The organism is Aeromonas sp. DNRA1, from assembly GCF_963888745.1.
Lineage (GTDB): Bacteria > Pseudomonadota > Gammaproteobacteria > Enterobacterales > Aeromonadaceae > Aeromonas > Aeromonas hydrophila.
The window spans coordinates 111,801-128,684 of sequence record NZ_CAWPKQ010000007.1 but is presented as its reverse complement, the minus strand read 5'-3'; the positions used below and the strand labels follow the sequence as shown (position 1 = coordinate 128,684).

Genomic DNA, 16,884 nt, shown 5'->3' with positions numbered 1-16,884 from the left:
ATTGTTTTTGATGCTCGATGCTGTGAGTGCCCACACAGATTGCTTGATTCAAATTGTTAAAGAGCGTCACGCTTGTCGCGTTGAGGAGGCGCATATTACGCCTCTCACTTCGAAAGTCAAGCGCTTGTTTTCGCTTTTCTTTCGGCGCCCACTTCGCAAGGAAGCTGGCTCATCAGGTTGGCGTGTTCCGCCGTGCTGGTAGGGGCGCATTATAGGGAGCCGCGTCGCGATGACAAGGCTTTTTTTGAAGAAAGTCACGGAAACTTCAAATTATCCAATTAGAAACAGCTTACTCAGTGTATATATACAATGTTATCCACAAACCGATGATTTCAGACCGGTTTTATCATCATTTAGGTGGGTCTTCCCCTCTCAAGGGATGCCATACTGGAACGGATAATATGTCCCAAGTGGTCCATGGTAGCGCCAGGCTGGAAAGCTGGTTACCATGGAGGTGAATAGAGTGTTGCACCTTTTTTGCTTTCATTTACAAAAGGTCTTTAAAGATGAATTTATCCAAGTTTCCCGTTTATGTGCAGGCGGCCATCCTTGCTCTGGTGTTGGCGCTGGTTGGTTATCTGGTTGCCCAGGCCCTGCAGTTTTCTTTGAAAGCCGAAGTGATTTTTGCTGTGGGCTTGGCCATCGGCGGTTTCGTGGTACCGCTGTTCCTGAATCGTGCACCGGCTGGTGTGGCTGAACTGGCCTCCAGTCAGGAGACCTGCACCTTATATGTAGGCAATCTGCCATACCGTGCCAATGAGATAGCCGTGCGCGAATTGTTTGCCGAGCAGGGCCAAGTGATCTCGGTCCGTCTGATGAAGGACAAGGCCACCGGCAAGCGCAGAGGATTCGGTTTCGTGGAGATGCCCGCTGCCGATGCCGCCAAGGCGATCGCCGCACTCAACGACAAGGAGTATCAACAGCGTACCCTTAAAGTACGTGAAGCCAACGACAAGCGGGACAAAGATGAGCGAGAAGGTAGTGAAGTGGATGCCTGACCACTGGCAGGCAATCCGTTAGAACCTGACCTCTTCGAGTGATGACAGCCCCCAAGCTTGCAAGGGGGCTGTCAGTTTCTGGGTCTGGGCATCCATCCGGGTGCAATAGGCCTTACCCCCGACATCTTCCAGCCGTGTCGGTGTCGTTACCAAACCGTTCAGCAGGTGAGCCACCCGCTTGGCGACCGCACTGCCGGAATCCACCAGCTGGCACGCAGGCATCAACTGCCGTATTTCTTCATCCAGCAAGGGGAAATGGGTACAGCCCAGCACCAGGGTATCCGGATGCTCTTCCCCTTCCAGCCAATCCGCCAGTACTTCCCGCAACAGCGCCATATTGACCGGCAGACCCGCCAGCTTGTGCTCGGCCTCGACAACCAGCTCGGTCGCCCCCTTGAGCAGCACCCGCTTGCCCGGCGCAAACTGGGCGATAAGTTCGTGGGTATATTCACGGCTGACGGTACCCGGGGTTGCCAGCAAGCCGATGCAACCATTGCGGGTAAGTGCGGCCGCGGGCTTGATGGCGGGTACCACGCCGACGACCGGTACTGTCATGGCTGCGCGCAGGGACGGCAGAGCGATGGTGCTGGCCGTGTTGCAGGCAATAACCACCAGGTCGATTGCATGCTCGACCACCATGTGGCTGACCAGTCTGGTGCAAGCTTCGGTAAGGGCGGCCTCGCTCAGCTCACCATAGGGGAAGTTGGCGTTGTCGAAGCAATAGATATAGTTGTGTGCCGGCAATGCGCGGCGGATCTCGCGGTAGATGGTCAACCCACCCATACCGGAGTCGAACACGAGAATATTGGCCACTTGAGCTCCCCTTTGCTGCAGGTCGGCGATCATACTCCCGCCGACCGCCAATAGAAAAGGCCCCACCAATGGCGGGGCCTCGCTTTTTATCTTCTCCTATATAAGCAGCGCTGCCGCTCAGAGACGGTAGTCCGCTGTCAGCTTGAACTCGGTACCTGCCGACGCATAGCCATAGGCCGGGGCGTAATCACGATCAAACAGGTTGTCGATGCGACCACCCAGCGTGAACTGAGGCGTCACCCCATAGCTCGCCCCCAGGTTGATCAGGGTGTAGGAACCCAGCTCAACCCGCTCCGCCGGGAAGCTGCTAAAGTTCTTGTCATCCCGCTTGCCGACATAGAGCAGTTCGGTGGAGAGATCGACCGGGCCCAGTTGTACCTGAGTCAGCCAGCTGGCCTTCTGCTTGGCACGACGCAGCAGTTGCTGATCTCCGTCGTTCTTGTCTTCGGCCCGAGTGTAGTCAAAGCTCAGGTCGTGCCGCAGTGGTCCGGTTTCCAGACCGAGCGCCACTTCCACACCGCGGATCTCGGCGTCGGTGTTGTCCGGTCGGCAGGTTGAGGACGCGCTTTGGCAGGCAATCAGATTCTGGATCTGGTTGCGGTAGAGGTTCAACGACCAATCCCAACCGGTGTAGCGACCGCTGAAGCCCAGCTCCAGGTTCTTGCTCTCTTCCGGTTTCAGCGCGGGGTTCTCATAACCCGGATAGTAGAGATCGAGGAAGGTCGGAGCCTTGAAGGCAGTGCCGTAACTCAGGCGCACATTATGGTTGTCATCGAGATCCAGCCCACTGGCAGCGGACCAGGTGTTGTGGCGGCCATATTGCTTGTTGTCATCGGTACGACCAGAGAGCTCCCACAGCAGGGCCTGCCAGCGGTAGCTGCCCACCACGAACAGACCCGTGTTGTCGCGATCCGGGGCATTGAATGCCTGACCATAGCTGCGTGTATCGGATTTCAGCTGCTCCTGCTGCCAGTCGGCACCACCGGTCAGGTTGAGCCCCTCGACACCACTCCAGCTGTTGATCCAGGAGAAGCGGGTCAGCCCGGTGTGGATGGGCTCCGCACTGGACTCTCCTTTGTTCTCCAGCCAGCTCTTCAGCTTGTTCTCGCCATAGCTGGCCTCCAGCCGGCTGCTCAGCGCGCCGCTCTGATACTTGAGGCCGCCATCGTACTGGAACGCCTGCACCCGGCTCTGATCCGCCGACTGATACGCATCATCCATTTCGGTCTGGTTGTCATAGCCCTGGGCGTTGAAATTGGCACTCCATGCGTCGTTGAAAACATGATTCAGCCCGAACTGGCCGTTCAGGCTGTCAAAGCCATCCCGATCCGGCTGCTGGGCATTGGCTACCACGTCGAACCCATCGGTGCGCTCGTATCCGATCATCATATTCATGTCGGTCTGCTGGCCCAGAGCCTGCAAGGTACGCAGCTGGCCCTGGCCGTAGCCATTGCTGCCCACACCGCCCTTCAGGTGGGTCTCGCTGCCATTCTTGGCGGATGTCTTGGTGATTAGGTTGATGACGCCGCCGATGGCGTCTGAGCCATACACGGCCGCCCGCGGGCCACGGATGTACTCGATGCGCTCGATATTGCCGAGCGGGATCTGGCTGAGATCCGGCGTGCCGGCCACCATGGCCGCGATGGGGCGCCCATTCATCAGCACCAGTGAATGGTTGGAGTTGGTACCACGGATGAACAGGCTGCTCATGTGGCCTCGACCACCCAGAGTGGTGATCTGCACACCGGGCAGCGTCTTCAGCAACGCTGGCAGGCTCTGCACCTGGCGGGACTCGATCTCGGCGCGATCGATCACCACAACGGGAGCCAGTACCGAGCTGATGGGTTGCTCCACCCGATTGGCGGTGATGACCAGGGTAGGATTGACGGGGATGGTGGTCTGGGCAAAAGCCGCCGTTGGCAACAGGGCAGCCGCCAATAATTTCTTGGACATGAGAGATCCTTAAGTTCGCGTAAGCATCTACTTCGTGGCCGGTTTCTCTCGGCCCGAAATACGAACTTTGGCAGGTCTTCGGGCTGGGGGGCTGATGGCCTACGGCGACGGCTTCCCACCTGTGGCAGTGCCCTGATGTCGCTTCGTTCCCCCTTACCGCTGCGCGCCAGCTCCGGATTTTCACCGGATTCCCTATTAAGCATGATGCGCCAAAGCGGGAGGATTATAGGCAGAGCAGAGGTGGATGTATAGCCATCCAGATTTCTATTTCTTGCCGCCCAGTGCGGCCAGCCGCTGCTTCGCCCCCTCCATCACCGCCTGTACGCCGGGATGGGAGAGGTGACGACCGGCCGACACCAGATAGTAGGAGAGCGTCACCTCGGTCAGGGTTGCAATCCGTTCGACACCGTAGAGTCGCGCGATCTCGTCGGCCATGGCCAGCGGCGCCGGAAAGATCCCCATCCCCGCCTTGCCGAACGACTTCATCAGGGTCGAATCGTCGAACTGGCCGACCAGATGGGGATGGATGCCCTGCTGCCGATACCAGGCCAGCAGGCTGTCATGGGTCGCCGACTTCTCCCCCGGGATCAGCAGCGGCAACCCTTCGAGGGAAGCAGGAAAACCCTGCCGCGCCCTGGCAGCCAGCTCGGAGCTGGCAAACAGCGCAAGCGGGCTGCGTCCCAGCTCGTGGTTGTAGCCGCGCACCCCGCTGTCGGGGGGAAGCGGGCGATCGATCAGCACCATGTCCAGCTTGTGGCTGGCCAGCTCGCTGAACAGCTGTTCCGCCCGCTCTTCATGGCACACCAACCGCAGCGGGGTGGCCAGCGCCATGGCGGGCGCCAGCAGCTCGAACGCCAGAGTGCGGGGGACGGAGTCGGCGATCCCCACCTGCATGGTCAGCTCCTGGCTGGCATGGCGCAGGGTATGTTCGAGATCGGCGCCGAGCGAGAAGATGGCGCCAGCCTGTTCGAGCGCCTGGCGACCGGCAGCGGTCAGGGCAAGCCGCCGCCCCACCCGGTTGAACAATGCCACCCCGAGCGAGAGCTCCAGCTCGGCCACCTGACCGCTGACGGTCTGCGGCGTGAGGTGCAACTGCTCGGCGGCCCGCGTCACACTCCCGCTGCGCGCCACGTGCCAGAAGTAATAGAGCTGTTTGTAGTTGAGCATCGGGCCCCTTATCAGTTTCTACCGAACAATCATCAATCAAAATCTGATTTTATCGAAACATCTTGCACTCTAGCATGCAACCACCCTGTGAATTGCCTCCTGCGAACTCCCATGCTGGATGTTGTTGTACTCTTTTTCCTGTTTGGCCTGCTGGCCGGTCTGGTGCGCTCCGAGCTCAAGCTGCCGCCCGCGCTCTACGATACTCTCTCCCTCTTTCTGTTGCTGGCCATCGGTCTCAAGGGTGGCGTCGGCCTGGTGCAGCAATCCCTGCAACCGTTATTACCGCAACTGGCACTGGTGATCCTGCTCGGCATGCTGCAGACCCTGGCCGGGTTTGCCGTGCTGCGCCTCAAGATGAATCGGGTCGATGCCGCCGCCACCGCCGCCCACTACGGCTCGGTCAGCGTGGCGACCTTTGCGGTCGGCGTGAACTGGCTCACCGAGCGCGGCATCAGCTTCGAATCCCAGCTCTCCATCTTCTTGGCGGTGATGGAGATCCCCGCCATCCTGGTCGGCATCGTGCTGGCCCAGGGGATAAGCCGGCAAACCCGCTGGCGCCGGCTGGCCCATGAAACCTTCCTCGGCAAGGGAGTCACCCTGCTGCTGGGCGGCATGGCCATCGGCTATCTGGCCGGTCCCGATGGGATCGCTCCGCTCAAACCCCTGTTTGTCGACCTGTTCAAGGGGGCACTGGCGCTGTTCCTGCTGGAGATGGGCCTCATCGTCGCCCGCCAGTGCCAGGACCTGCGCCGCCACGGCCTGTTCCTCCTCGGCTTCGCCCTGCTGATGCCGCTCGCCTCGGCCGGCCTGGGCCTGATGATCGGCCAGCTGATGGGGCTCTCCCTCGGTGGCCTGACCCTGCTGGCCACCCTGGCAGCCAGCGCCTCCTATATCGCCGTGCCGGCCACCATGCGCATCGCCGTGCCTCAGGCCAATCCGGGCCTGTCGCTCAGCGCCGTACTGGGGGTCACCTTCCCGTTCAACATCATGCTGGGGATCCCGCTCTACCACAGCTGGGCCCGTCACTTCACGGAGTAGCCACATGCAGACCGAGATCCGCACCCTGCTCACCGTCATCACGGAAGCGAACCTGGAGCCCACCCTGCTGCGCACCCTCACCCGCGAGGGGCTGCGCGGCTACACCATCACCGATGCCAGGGGCCGCGGCGACCACGGTGAGCGCAACGCCAGCTGGAGCGAGAGCGGCAACATCCGGCTGGAGGCGATCTGCAGCCGCGAACAGGCGGAGCGCCTGCTCGCCCACCTGCAGAGTCGCTACTACCCCGACTATGCCATGGTCGCCTTTTTGCAACCGGTCGAAATCGTGCGACCCGAAAAATTCTGAGCCGGCTTGCCGGCTTTTTTTGCCAACCAGAGACAAACGTTTTACTGCAAGGAGTCACAACCATGAACACCCCTCCCCTGATCGGCCTGGTAATGGGATCCGACTCCGACTGGCCCGTGATGCAGGCCGCCGCCCGCATCCTCAAGGAGCATGGCGTCCCCTATGAGGCGCGCGTGGTCTCGGCCCACCGCACCCCGGATCTGCTGTTCGAATATGCCGCCAGCGCCCGTGAGCGTGGCCTGCGCGCCATCATCGCCGGGGCTGGCGGCGCCGCCCATCTGCCTGGCATGGTGGCCGCCAAGACCACCCTTCCGGTGCTGGGCGTGCCCATCCCGACCCGCCAGCTCAAAGGGATGGACTCCCTGCTCTCCATCGTGCAGATGCCCAAGGGGGTGCCGGTCGCCACCTTCGCCATCGGCGAGGCGGGCGCCGCCAACGCCGGCCTGTTCGCGGTCTCCCTGCTCTCCGTTGCGCAAGACGGCGATGCCCCCCGCTACCAGCAGCAGCTCGACGGCTTTCGCGCTAACGAGCGCGACCGGGTGCTGGCCCTCACGCTGGAGGACCCGGCATGATACTGCCACCCGCCACCCTCGGCATGCTGGGGGGCGGCCAGCTCGGCCGCTATTTCGTGATGGCCGCCCACCGCCTCGGCTACAAGGTGGTGGTGCTGGACCCCGACCCCGCCAGCATCGCCGGCGCCGCTGCCGATCACCATATTGTTGCCGCCTATGACGACCCGACCGCCCTGCACGATCTGGCCAGCCGCTGCGCCGCCGTCACCTGCGAGTTCGAGAACGTGCCGGCCACCGCCCTGGCCCTGCTGGAGCAGTACAAGCCGGTACGCCCGGCCGCCGGTGCCGTGCGCATCTGTCAGGATCGCCGCGAAGAGAAGGCCTTCTTGAGCAGAACCGGCATCCCGGTCGCCCCCAACCAGACCCTGCAGCCGGGCGAGCCGCTGCCGGCGCTGCCCAGCGACCTCTTCCCCGCCATCCTCAAGACCGCCCGCGAGGGGTACGACGGCAAAGGCCAGTGGACCATTCAGGCCGCCGACCAGCTGCCGGCAGCGCTGGCCGCCAGCGGCGTACCTTGCGTGCTGGAACAACGGCTGGCGCTGGAGGGTGAGTTTTCCCTGACCCTGGCCCGCAGTCCGAGCGGTGCCATCGGTGCCCTGCCGCTGGTGCAGAACTGGCACAGCGGCGGCATTCTGGACCAGACCCGCTCCCCGGCCAAGGTGCCAGCGCTGGAGGCCGACGCCAGACACATCGCCGAGCAGCTGATCGCCGCCCTCGACTACGTCGGCGTGCTGACGGTGGAGTTCTTCCTGGTGGCAGGGAAGCTGCTGGTCAACGAGCTGGCGCCACGCCCCCACAACTCGGGCCACCCCAGCCTCGACAACGCCGAGTACAGCCAGTTCGAGCTGCAGGTGCGCGCCCTGTGCGATCTGCCGCTGCCCGCCCGGATCGCCGTGCGCCCCGCCATGCTGCTCAACCTGCTGGGGGATCTCTGGCAGGGCGGCACGCCAGACTGGGCTGCCTTGCTGGCACTGCCCGGCGTGCATCTGCACCTGTACGGCAAGGGGGAACCCCGCCCTGGCCGCAAGATGGGCCATGTCACCATCACCGCCGAAGACTGGCCGACGGTGGAGGAGACCTGCTGTCAGGCTCGCCAGCTGCTGGGGCTGCCACCGCGCTGACCCCTGAGCCGCGCACAAAAAAAGACCCGGGCCAGGCCCTGGTCTTTTCATTGCTTGCTGCGACAGGCGGGTGATCAGGCCCGCTCCACCGATACCGGCGCTGGCAGGCGGATGGTGAGGGAGAGCACCAGCGCCACCACCAGCAACACCAGGATCAGGTTGAAAGTCGCCATGAAGCCGCCGAACAGGGAGGCCACGATGGAGCCGATGATGCTGCCCAGACCAAAGCCCAGATAGATGACGCCGTAGTTCTTGGTCAGGTTGTTGAGACCGAAGAAGTCGCTCACCAGCGAGGGGTAGACGGTGATGGTACCGCCGAAGCTGAACGCCACGCAGGCCACCGCCACGAAGAACAGGTTGGCGTTGAGCGGCACGAACAGCAGCAGCGCCATCCCGGCCAGGGTAATCAGCTGAGCGATGGTGATGACCCGGATGCGGGACATCTTGTCGGAGAGGATGCCCAGCACCAGCCGGCCGCCCAGGTTGGCCATGGCGATGATGGCGACGGCGTTGGCGGCGACCACGGCCGGCAGGCCCACCATGTTCTCGCCGATGTCCTTGGCCACGCCGATGACGTAGAGACCGCTCATGCAGGCGGTGAGGAACATCAGCGCCAGCATCCAGTATTGGGGCTTGCGCATCGCCTCGGCCAGGGTGAAGTCGCGGCTCTCGCTCTGCTGCACGGCGGCCGCCTGCTTGGGCGCATCCTTCATCAGCATGCCACCCACCAGCACCATGGACATGGCGATCAGCCCCCACAGCTGGAAGGTGGTCTCCAGCCCGTTGCTGGAGAGCAGCAGCAGGTTGATGTACTTGAAGCCCAGGCTGCCGAGGCCATAAGCACCGATGGAACAGGCGGAGATCAGCCCCTTGCGCTCCGGGAACCACTTCACGCAGTTGGAGAGGGTCATCAGGTAGCCGGTACCGTCGGCAAAACCGACTAGGATGCCGGCGCAGAGGTAGAGCATCGCCAGGTTGCTGGCGTGAGCGGTGAGGAAGAAACCGATGCCGAGCAGCACGCCGGCACCCAGGGTGACGTTGCGCACTCCGAACCGCTCCTGCAGCTTGCCCGCCAGGGAGGAAGCCACCGCCAACGAGAGGCTGAGCAGGCCGAAGGCGAAGGCGACCTGGCTGACCGGCTCATCCAGCTTGTCGGAGAGCTGGGCGTTGAACAGGCTCCAGGTGTAAACGGATCCCAGCGCGAACTGGGTGATGATGGTCCCCAACAGGGTGAGGTAGCGGGTGCGATTCAGATCGATGGTCATGATGCGTCTCAGTCAATGGCCTTAAGGAAACTGGGGCCACTATAGGCAAGACGCCACTCCCGCCGACCGATTAAGGCATGAAATGCAGATCGGCGGGAATGAATGACAATCAGAGCCGCATCAGCTGACGGAACGCCTTGATGTTGCTGCGGCTGACCGGCACCTCGAACGGCAGGTCATGGAGCCGGATGAGATAGGTACTGTTGAACCAGGGCACTATCTCGCGGATCTTGTTGATGTTGACGCAGTAGGAGCGGTGACAGCGGAAGAACCCCTCGGCGGGCAGCCGGCTGACGAACTCGCTGAGGGTCATGGTCATCACGTAGCGGTCATCGCGGGTGTAGACATAGGTGAGCTTCTCGTCGGCTTCCGCGTAATAGATCTGCTCGCAGGGGGTGACGATGATGCGCTCCCCCTTCACCAGATTGACGGTGCGATTGTGCGGCGTGCCCGGCTCGCTCCCCTGCCCCGTCTGCGACTTGCCCGCCAGCTCGAGCTTTTGCAGCAGACTGATGAGGCGCGGTTCGTTGTAGGGTTTGAGGATGTAGTCGAACGCCTCCAGCTCAAACGCCTCCACCGCAAACTCCTTGTAGGCGGTAACGAACACGATGTGAGGCGGATGGCTCGACTTGTGCAAGTTCTTGGCCAGCAGCAGGCCATCGATGGAGGGGATCTGGATGTCGAGAAAGACCACGTCCACCTCGTGATCCTGCAGGTATTTGAACGCTTCCAGCCCATCCTCGAAGCTCGCCACTATCTCGATGCTGCTGTGCTGCCCCACCAGGTAGGCCAGCTCCTCGCGAGCCAGATATTCGTCTTCCACTATGATGGCTGTCAGCATGACAACGCCTCGCGAATCACACACTTATCCTCAATCATGATGGCCTTCAGCATGGCATCGACTCCTGATCCGGCAGATAGAAACTCACTTCGGTACCCGGCTCCAGCCGTTTGAGGTGCAGGCCGTCGCCATAGAGCAGCTTGACCCGCTGATGTACGTTCATCAGGCCGATGCTGCGGCTTTCCACACGACCGGCGGCGACACCATCGATCACCTCCTGGCTGATGCCATAGCCGGTGTCACGCACCGCGACCCGGATACCGCCCGCCAGCTGCTTCACCTCGATGGTGACCCGACCCGGCGCGCTGCGGGGCTGGATGCCGTGCAGGATGGCGTTTTCCACCAGCGGCTGCAACAGCAGGCTCGGCACCTGGATGTGTACATCGTCCACCTCGAACACCACCTCCAGCTTGTCACCGAAACGGGCCTGCTCGATAGCCACGTAGTCGCGCACCTGCTGCAGTTCCTCCTGGATGTCGATGAGGGTGTCCCCCTTGTTGAGGTTGTAGCGCAGGTAGTCCGCCAGATTGGCGATCAGCTGGCGCGCCTGCTGGGGGCGAATGCGGATCAGCGACGAGATGGCATTGAGGGCGTTGAACAGGAAGTGCGGGTTGATCTTGCTCTGCAGCGCGGTGAACTCCGCCTTGCGGGTCATCTCTTTCAACTGCTCGATGCGCGATACCTCCATCTGGGTGGAGATGAGCTGGGAGAGGCCCACCGCCATCTCCTTGAGGGAGCTGGTGATACTGTGGGTGCGGCGGTAGTAGATCTTGAGGGTACCGCTGACGGCGCCGTTCTCCCGCAGCGGAATAATGATGACCGAGTGGAAGTCGGCCAGATGATACTGGCGCAGATCGTTGTTGATGATGATCTGATCCAGCAGCACCGCCCGCTGGGTCATGTCGCTGATGGCGTGGTGCTCGTCCAGCTCGTAGTAATCCTTGCCCACCCCCACATAGGCGAGCACGTCGCGGGTATCGGTGATGGCCACCGCATCGGCGCTGATCTCGCTGCGAATGATGGCGCACACCTGGCTCAGAGAGTGGCGATCGATGTTCTGGAAGAAGGGCAGCGTCTTGTTGGCGATATCCAGCGCCAGCTTGGCCTGCTTGGCGGCAATCAGCTCCTTCTCGTCATCCAGATCCTGCACCAGCTTGATGATGAGGCCGATGCAGAGCGCCCCGGCGATCATCGGGTAGGCAATGTGGCTGACGATCTCGACGCCTATCGCATGGGGCTCGGTCAACAGCCAGATGAGCAGCATGGTGAGCCCTTCACACAACATCCCCGCCAGTATGCCGTACAACCAGAGCCGCGACTTTCGACAGCGCAGGTGCAGCCAGGTGGCGAGCAGGCCAGCGATGATGCTGGCGATGAGGCACGGGATCGAGGTGTGGCCATCCATGTCGATGAGATAGCGGTGCAGACCGGAGATGACCCCGGCCGGAATGCCGACCCAAGGGCCGAACAGGATGCCGCCGGAGATGATGGCGATGATCCGCACGTTGATGAGGGCCCCTTCCACCGGAATGCCGGTATAGGTGCTGAACACCGCAAACAGGCAGAAGATGGCCGCCACCAGCACCAGTTCGGCCGGGGTGTGGTCCCGCTTCTGGAACAGCCGCTGGAACGGCCGGGTACGGGTCAGGAAGAACAGGGTCATCAACATCAGCGCCGCCCGTTCGAACACCGCCAACAACATCATCTGATTTTCGAGCAACACCCGCACCTCTCACGCATGTAAAAAACCAAGGCTGTGCATTGTGCCACTCCAGGGCGGTCTAAGCTTTTTCTAATGCTCGCCGATAGAGAAACTGACCCCATTCGGGGCCCAATAAAGAGAGGAGAAACCATGAAAACACACATTTTTCTGCTTGTGCTTTCTGCACTGCTCATACCTGTCACCCCCCATGCCCAGACACTGGGCCAGACGATGACTTGGCAGGCAAGCGCCAGCAAATACAGCCAATCATCCGTCAACTTATTGCATCCGGGACAACAAGTCATTTCCACCATCAATCAAGCAGAGCAGGTATTAGCCGCCAAACTAACCATGTCGGATACAGGCCTCATACTGAAAGCCAGAGCGCTTAATGTGACAATTGGAACCCCTGATGTCATCCTCAACGGCAAGACCCTAACCACTACCTATCAGATGCTACCAATCACTGAGAACTATTACCTTGGTTATCAACAACATCCTCAACAAGTGAGGAGCCTCATCGAAAGTGGATACGAACTCATTGCCTACTGGCGATCATAAATAGACAAGAGAGGGGGAGCCAATCCCCCCTTCACGACATTTCCTCCCAATAACGAATTCCTTCCTTAAGTTGTCGATAGATATGCCGCACCTGTCGAAGGGCACTCGGCATACACAGCGGCAATCGTGAAGATTGCTCCCAAGCAATACAGCATGCGACCAATCCATCGGCACCTATGATGCGAGCCCCTCCCTTGAGACGATGCAGATTGGACAGAAAGGCCTGATTGTCCCCTGATTGGCTAGCCACCGTGAGTGCTGCCAAATCATCGTCGGCGGCACGTAGAAACTCCCCTAGCAAAGGTCCTGCAAGTTCAGGTTTGCCAGCCGTCAATGGACCCAGTCTCTGATTGATACTGTTAGCGATTTCAGAAGGCTGTGAATCAACATAGCCTGTTGTATGAATCGAGATGCATTGTCTCAACTCATCCAGGCTCACCGGCTTGAACAAGCAATCGTCCATCCCTGCCTCCACGGCTCTCTGAATTTGCTCTTGGCGAGCATCAGCCGTCAAACCGATGATAATCGCACGCTCACGGCTTTCATCGCGCTCCTGTTGGCGATATCGGGTCGTGAACTCCAGCCCGTCAATCTCGGGCATGTTGAAGTCAGTAATTATGATATCTGTGCCTTGAGCCTTTAAATATTCTAAAGCTGCGCTACCGGAATTAACTGCCTGTACCTCATGCCCAAGAAAAGTCAGTTGCTGCGTAACCAAGAGTCGATTAGTGGGATGGTCATCGACAATTAAAACCTGACATCTCTGACTTTCAGGTTTATCTTCACTCACATGATTACTCTCGTTGTCAGGCATGGGAAGAACATTTACAAATGGTAATTTAAGATGCACAGATACCGTAGTCCCTTGTCCAATTTCACTGTCAATGTACAACTCTCCTCCCATCATCTGGCAAATTTTTCGGCTAATCATCAACCCAAGACCAGTTCCAGATCTCTGTATATCCGTAGGTTGACTAGCTTGGGTAAATGGCTGGAAGAGAAGTTGTAAATCATGCTTGCTAATTCCGATGCCACTATCTGTTACTTTTACCTTAACATCGCACCATGAGCCTGCCACTTGACATTCTACTGCAAGGTCAACGCCTCCTTTACGAGTAAATTTAATTGCATTGCTAACTAAATTGGAGAGAACTTGCTTATAACGGATAGGATCGATTTGTACAGTTACATCCCCCTGACAAGTTAGAGTCAAGTTCAAACCTTTCTGGCGAGCAACCGTAGAAAATACATTAATAACTGCTCGACTCAGCTCACTGATTCGATGAGGCGCTGGTGACAACTCTAGCTTACCAGACTCAATTTTTGAGAGATCAAGGATGTCCCCAATCAGTCCTAATAAGTCATTTGATGACTGATAGGCGACTTGGATAGCACCTCGATCTTCCTCATTTAATCCACCTTTACGCAGAGTCAACTCAAGCAAGCCAATAATAGCATTCATGGGAGTTCTAATCTCATGGCTCATCGTAGCCAAGAATGTCGACTTAGCGCGACTAGCGTCCGCCAGCTCTTGAAGAAGTGACACTCGTTCACTGATGTCTATCCATCCACCGACAGCACCCTGTATTTCCCCTGATAAATCACGATATACCTGCAACCAATGGTAGATGTCGACTTCGCCATGGGGCAATGTTAAACGATAGTCACCATCTCGCGGCTGTCCATCATCAAGTGTTTTTAAGAAAATATCGCTGAGTAGATTTATTGCCGGGCAAATACTTTCAATTTCTGATAAAGTTGAGCCCATTAGCCCGTCTTTATTAATATTTAGAAATCTAGCATAACTATCATTGCATAGAATTATTTTTCCATCCCGTCCTCTGGCATAGATGGGATGAGGAGTACTTTCAACCAGCTCTTCAACAAATTTTAGCTGTGTTCCTAAGGCAATCTCTGCTGACTGACGCTGCTTTATCTCGCGTCGCAGCAACAACCCCCAAAAAAAACCACCCAAGCAAATAATCATCACGACTGAGATTATCACACCATATTCACGCAGCACCCCCTGCCACGTTATGGTCTCATTTTTTGCATTAACTCGCCACATAGTAGCCAATCCCTCCAACTCATCGGGTGGGATATGAGCAAGCACTTTATCTAAAACTGATACTAGTTCAGATTGGGATGGCAGTGCAGCAAAATGCGCCCCGATCGGTTTCGAGTCGAATAATTCACCGGCAATATGCAAAGAGTCCGAAAACTGAGAGTTAATGAAAAATTTTGCACCACGAAGTGGCAATATAGTAACATCACATCTCTTTCTTGAAACACACGTCAAGGCATCATCAATTCTGTCAAAAAAAACATCATCTCTCGCCTTGAACTTTCTCCTTGCCTCTATCGAGGCAATAAATCCATTAACCCAGGCGACTCTGGACAATCTCAGCAATGCCTCAGGATCAACACCTTGATTTTCGTCGTGAGTGACATAAACCAAGGGATCCAAGGCAAAGGCTCTAGTAAAAATATATTTTTCTCGACGCTCCATGTTGGGAGTCATAATCATCAAATCAGCACGACCAGACTCAACCATAGCAATCTGTTCCTGAGTTGTTGCTACCGGTAGTATATTTACCGGGATACCAAGCTTTGCTCGTACCACCTGAGATATGTCAGCAACTACACCATGTAAGTTACCTTTTTCATCAACAAAGCTTAGTGGTGGTGTATGAGTGTTTACCGTAATACTAATTTCACCTCTCTTATTTATCATCTGCCATTGCTTTTTGGTCAATGGTATTGTATCGGCGTGAATAGACAAACCACCGCCACTCCAGCGTTTTAGGATAGAGCTTATATGCATTTCAGAAATTGATAATAATGAGGTATTCAATATTCTTTTTAAAATTTCATTACCTTGTTTTATTCCAAAAGAAAAACCTGATGTATCTGCATATATTGGTCTGACAAGTTGTATACTATCTTGATGAAATTTATTTACAATAAAATTTCCAGATATCATATCAATCAGGACTGCATCGGCTTTCCCATATGCAACTGACGCGACTGCTGCATATCTGGAAGAATATAAATCAACCTTGAGACCTGGCAGATATCTCAATAACTCAGAAAAAGGTAAGTATGATTCAGAAACAGCAACCCTTCTTATCTCATCATCTCCAATACCAAACCTCTTGTATATAGCTGGTTCATCAATGATATAAGGCTTGGTTAAATCCAACCTCTCACCGGCTTCATAGCTATTTGATGAGCCAATAAAATCGGCCTCACCGATTCTGACAGCCTCTATTGCCATATCCCGTGATGGATATAGCTTTGCAACTATATCTACTTTCAATACACCAGACAATATTCCAATAATGTCAGCAGTGACGCCTTCATATACTTGTGCTCGCTGAGTAATATCCATAGGGGGATTATCTGGAATTGGCACAGCCAATATTAGCTTACCTTTTTTCGTGAGCCACTTAAACTCCCCTTCGGTTAGAGAAACATTTAACTTATGATAATCTGGCAATGACTCTCTTGAGAATACAGACATAGTATCCTCAGCGTAAATAGAATGGGAAAACAAAAAAATAAAAAAATAGCAAATGTGTAACAGCCATTCTCTACATGCCATTGCCACCCTCCTTAAATTACCATGTATCGTTTAGCCAGCTCAATAAGCTCAACCATGTTACTTACCTTTAGTTTCTGCATGATTCTGATTTTATAAGTGCTGATTGTTTTTTCACTTAGCAGCATATTATTTGCAATTTCTTTATTGCTTTGACCTTTACACAAACATAAAAACACACTCATTTCCCTGTCAGATAAACATGACAGTGCATCATCATTATTAATATCAACCATTTTTTTACCCTCAAGAATAATTCCATCAGGGAAATACCGTTGCCCATCTAAACACTGCTTGATCGCTGAATTTAATAGAGTTAAGTTTTCCATTTTTGACACAAATCCATCTGCACCAGCCTGAAAACAGCGAGACATAATATGAGCGCCATCTTGCGCAGATAAAACAATAATAAGAGAGTGGTTGTTACTTTTCTTGATTCTGTTAATAACATCGATGCCATCAAGCTTGGGAATACCAATGTCAAGAATAACAATGTCTGGCAAAGATGACCTCACGACCTGAAGTGCATCAATGCCATTATCAACTTCGCCACATATATGAAAACCCTCTGCCTGCAGCAATATTTTTACAGCCATTCTTATAGCTGGGTGGTCATCAACGATTAGCACTGTTTTCATATAATACACCTGAACAATAATTTATTATCTCTTACTTTATAAATACACATCATAATCAATATAGCTTAACCAAGCTGCCTACATAATTAAGTACGATCAACACCACCATTGACGACCATTCTCTGCACATCTAGAGAGCCAATCCGAGAGTTGACATATCTCTATCGGTAACAACAAACGTAAGCAACGCTCTAACCAAGATATAAGATAGCCAGAACATCACAGAAAATAAGCACCAAATGGTGCCATCCAACAAACAAAATCATCACAGATTAATGTGCACACATAATACAAAAATCTCCCCTCA

General features: G+C 56.1%; 14 protein-coding genes and 1 riboswitch. Of the genes, 6 read left to right on the top strand and 8 right to left on the bottom strand.

Annotation, left to right across the window (positions count from 1 at the left end; genetic code table 11):
* The first annotated feature begins 506 nt into the window (after window positions 1-506).
* Window positions 507-998, top strand: a complete 492-nt coding sequence (locus AACQ43_RS19845) for an RNA recognition motif domain-containing protein (protein WP_011704113.1) — start codon at window positions 507-509, stop codon at window positions 996-998.
* Between the two features lie 18 nt (window positions 999-1,016).
* Here AACQ43_RS19845 and murI read toward each other — a convergent pair whose 3' ends face one another.
* The 3 genes from murI to AACQ43_RS19830 all read right to left on the bottom strand — a co-directional run bounded on the left by murI (window position 1,017) and on the right by AACQ43_RS19830 (window position 4,931).
* Window positions 1,017-1,811: a glutamate racemase gene (gene murI / locus AACQ43_RS19840; protein WP_168968453.1), complete on the bottom strand. Its 795-nt coding sequence runs from the start codon at window positions 1,809-1,811 to the stop codon at window positions 1,017-1,019.
* 117 nt (window positions 1,812-1,928) lie between these two features.
* The gene (locus AACQ43_RS19835; RefSeq protein ID WP_168968451.1) at window positions 1,929-3,764 is read right to left on the bottom strand and encodes a TonB-dependent receptor domain-containing protein; all 1,836 of its coding nucleotides are present in this window, start codon (window positions 3,762-3,764) and stop codon (window positions 1,929-1,931) included.
* Window positions 3,765-3,816: 52 nt separating this feature from the next.
* Window positions 3,817-3,993, bottom strand: a riboswitch (cobalamin riboswitch).
* Between the two features lie 35 nt (window positions 3,994-4,028).
* Entirely contained in the window at window positions 4,029-4,931 is a 903-nt protein-coding gene (locus tag AACQ43_RS19830) for a LysR family transcriptional regulator (RefSeq protein WP_168968449.1), read from the bottom strand.
* Between the two features lie 111 nt (window positions 4,932-5,042).
* On the opposite strand from AACQ43_RS19830, the gene AACQ43_RS19825 reads away from it, so the two are divergent.
* The 4 genes from AACQ43_RS19825 (at window position 5,043) to AACQ43_RS19810 (ending at window position 7,969) form a co-directional block, all read left to right on the top strand.
* Window positions 5,043-5,969, top strand: a complete 927-nt coding sequence (locus AACQ43_RS19825; protein ID WP_168968447.1) for a sodium-dependent bicarbonate transport family permease — start codon at window positions 5,043-5,045, stop codon at window positions 5,967-5,969.
* Between the two features lie 4 nt (window positions 5,970-5,973).
* A complete protein-coding gene (locus AACQ43_RS19820) occupies window positions 5,974-6,276 on the top strand; it encodes a P-II family nitrogen regulator (RefSeq protein WP_005306985.1) in 303 nt (100 codons plus the stop codon).
* Between the two features lie 62 nt (window positions 6,277-6,338).
* Entirely contained in the window at window positions 6,339-6,848 is a 510-nt protein-coding gene (gene purE, locus AACQ43_RS19815; protein ID WP_005306988.1) for a 5-(carboxyamino)imidazole ribonucleotide mutase, read from the top strand.
* Complete coding sequence (locus tag AACQ43_RS19810; RefSeq protein WP_168968445.1) at window positions 6,845-7,969, top strand: 5-(carboxyamino)imidazole ribonucleotide synthase; 1,125 nt, start codon at window positions 6,845-6,847, stop codon at window positions 7,967-7,969. Before purE ends, AACQ43_RS19810 begins: the two co-directional genes overlap by 4 nt.
* A 74-nt stretch (window positions 7,970-8,043) precedes the next feature.
* Here the strand turns inward: AACQ43_RS19810 and AACQ43_RS19805 are convergent, their stop codons facing one another.
* The 3 genes from AACQ43_RS19805 to AACQ43_RS19795 form a co-directional block, all read right to left on the bottom strand.
* Entirely contained in the window at window positions 8,044-9,234 is a 1,191-nt protein-coding gene (locus AACQ43_RS19805) for an L-lactate MFS transporter (RefSeq protein ID WP_005306992.1), read from the bottom strand.
* Between the two features lie 109 nt (window positions 9,235-9,343).
* On the bottom strand, window positions 9,344-10,075 hold the full coding sequence (locus tag AACQ43_RS19800; protein WP_168968443.1) for a LytR/AlgR family response regulator transcription factor: 732 nt from the start codon (window positions 10,073-10,075) through the stop codon (window positions 9,344-9,346).
* Window positions 10,076-10,121: 46 nt separating this feature from the next.
* Window positions 10,122-11,795, bottom strand: a complete 1,674-nt coding sequence (locus AACQ43_RS19795; protein WP_168968459.1) for a sensor histidine kinase — start codon at window positions 11,793-11,795, stop codon at window positions 10,122-10,124.
* A gap of 132 nt (window positions 11,796-11,927) precedes the next feature.
* Here AACQ43_RS19795 and AACQ43_RS19790 point away from each other — a divergent pair, with 132 nt between their 5' ends.
* Window positions 11,928-12,338, top strand: a complete 411-nt coding sequence (locus AACQ43_RS19790; protein WP_168968441.1) for a hypothetical protein — start codon at window positions 11,928-11,930, stop codon at window positions 12,336-12,338.
* Window positions 12,339-12,369: 31 nt separating this feature from the next.
* Here AACQ43_RS19790 and AACQ43_RS19785 read toward each other — a convergent pair whose 3' ends face one another.
* Window positions 12,370-15,942, bottom strand: coding sequence for a response regulator (locus tag AACQ43_RS19785; protein WP_168968439.1), 3,573 nt, complete (start codon window positions 15,940-15,942; stop codon window positions 12,370-12,372).
* A gap of 11 nt (window positions 15,943-15,953) precedes the next feature.
* Window positions 15,954-16,577, bottom strand: coding sequence for a response regulator transcription factor (locus AACQ43_RS19780; RefSeq protein ID WP_168968437.1), 624 nt, complete (start codon window positions 16,575-16,577; stop codon window positions 15,954-15,956).
* Window positions 16,578-16,884 lie beyond the last annotated feature (307 nt).

Excerpts from the sequence above, each read along its gene's own strand:
- AACQ43_RS19845 (WP_011704113.1), top strand. The coding sequence starts at position 507 with ATGAATTTATCCAAGTTTCCCGTTTATGTGCAGGCGGCCATCCTTGCT.
- AACQ43_RS19835 (WP_168968451.1), bottom strand. The coding sequence starts at position 3,764 with ATGTCCAAGAAATTATTGGCGGCTGCCCTGTTGCCAACGGCGGCTTTT.
- AACQ43_RS19830 (WP_168968449.1), bottom strand. The coding sequence starts at position 4,931 with ATGCTCAACTACAAACAGCTCTATTACTTCTGGCACGTGGCGCGCAGC.
- AACQ43_RS19825 (WP_168968447.1), top strand. The coding sequence starts at position 5,043 with ATGCTGGATGTTGTTGTACTCTTTTTCCTGTTTGGCCTGCTGGCCGGT.
- AACQ43_RS19820 (WP_005306985.1), top strand. The coding sequence starts at position 5,974 with ATGCAGACCGAGATCCGCACCCTGCTCACCGTCATCACGGAAGCGAAC.
- purE (WP_005306988.1), top strand. The coding sequence starts at position 6,339 with ATGAACACCCCTCCCCTGATCGGCCTGGTAATGGGATCCGACTCCGAC.
- AACQ43_RS19810 (WP_168968445.1), top strand. The coding sequence starts at position 6,845 with ATGATACTGCCACCCGCCACCCTCGGCATGCTGGGGGGCGGCCAGCTC.
- AACQ43_RS19805 (WP_005306992.1), bottom strand. The coding sequence starts at position 9,234 with ATGACCATCGATCTGAATCGCACCCGCTACCTCACCCTGTTGGGGACC.
- AACQ43_RS19800 (WP_168968443.1), bottom strand. The coding sequence starts at position 10,075 with ATGCTGACAGCCATCATAGTGGAAGACGAATATCTGGCTCGCGAGGAG.
- AACQ43_RS19790 (WP_168968441.1), top strand. The coding sequence starts at position 11,928 with ATGAAAACACACATTTTTCTGCTTGTGCTTTCTGCACTGCTCATACCT.
- AACQ43_RS19785 (WP_168968439.1), bottom strand. The coding sequence starts at position 15,942 with ATGGCATGTAGAGAATGGCTGTTACACATTTGCTATTTTTTTATTTTT.
- AACQ43_RS19780 (WP_168968437.1), bottom strand. The coding sequence starts at position 16,577 with ATGAAAACAGTGCTAATCGTTGATGACCACCCAGCTATAAGAATGGCT.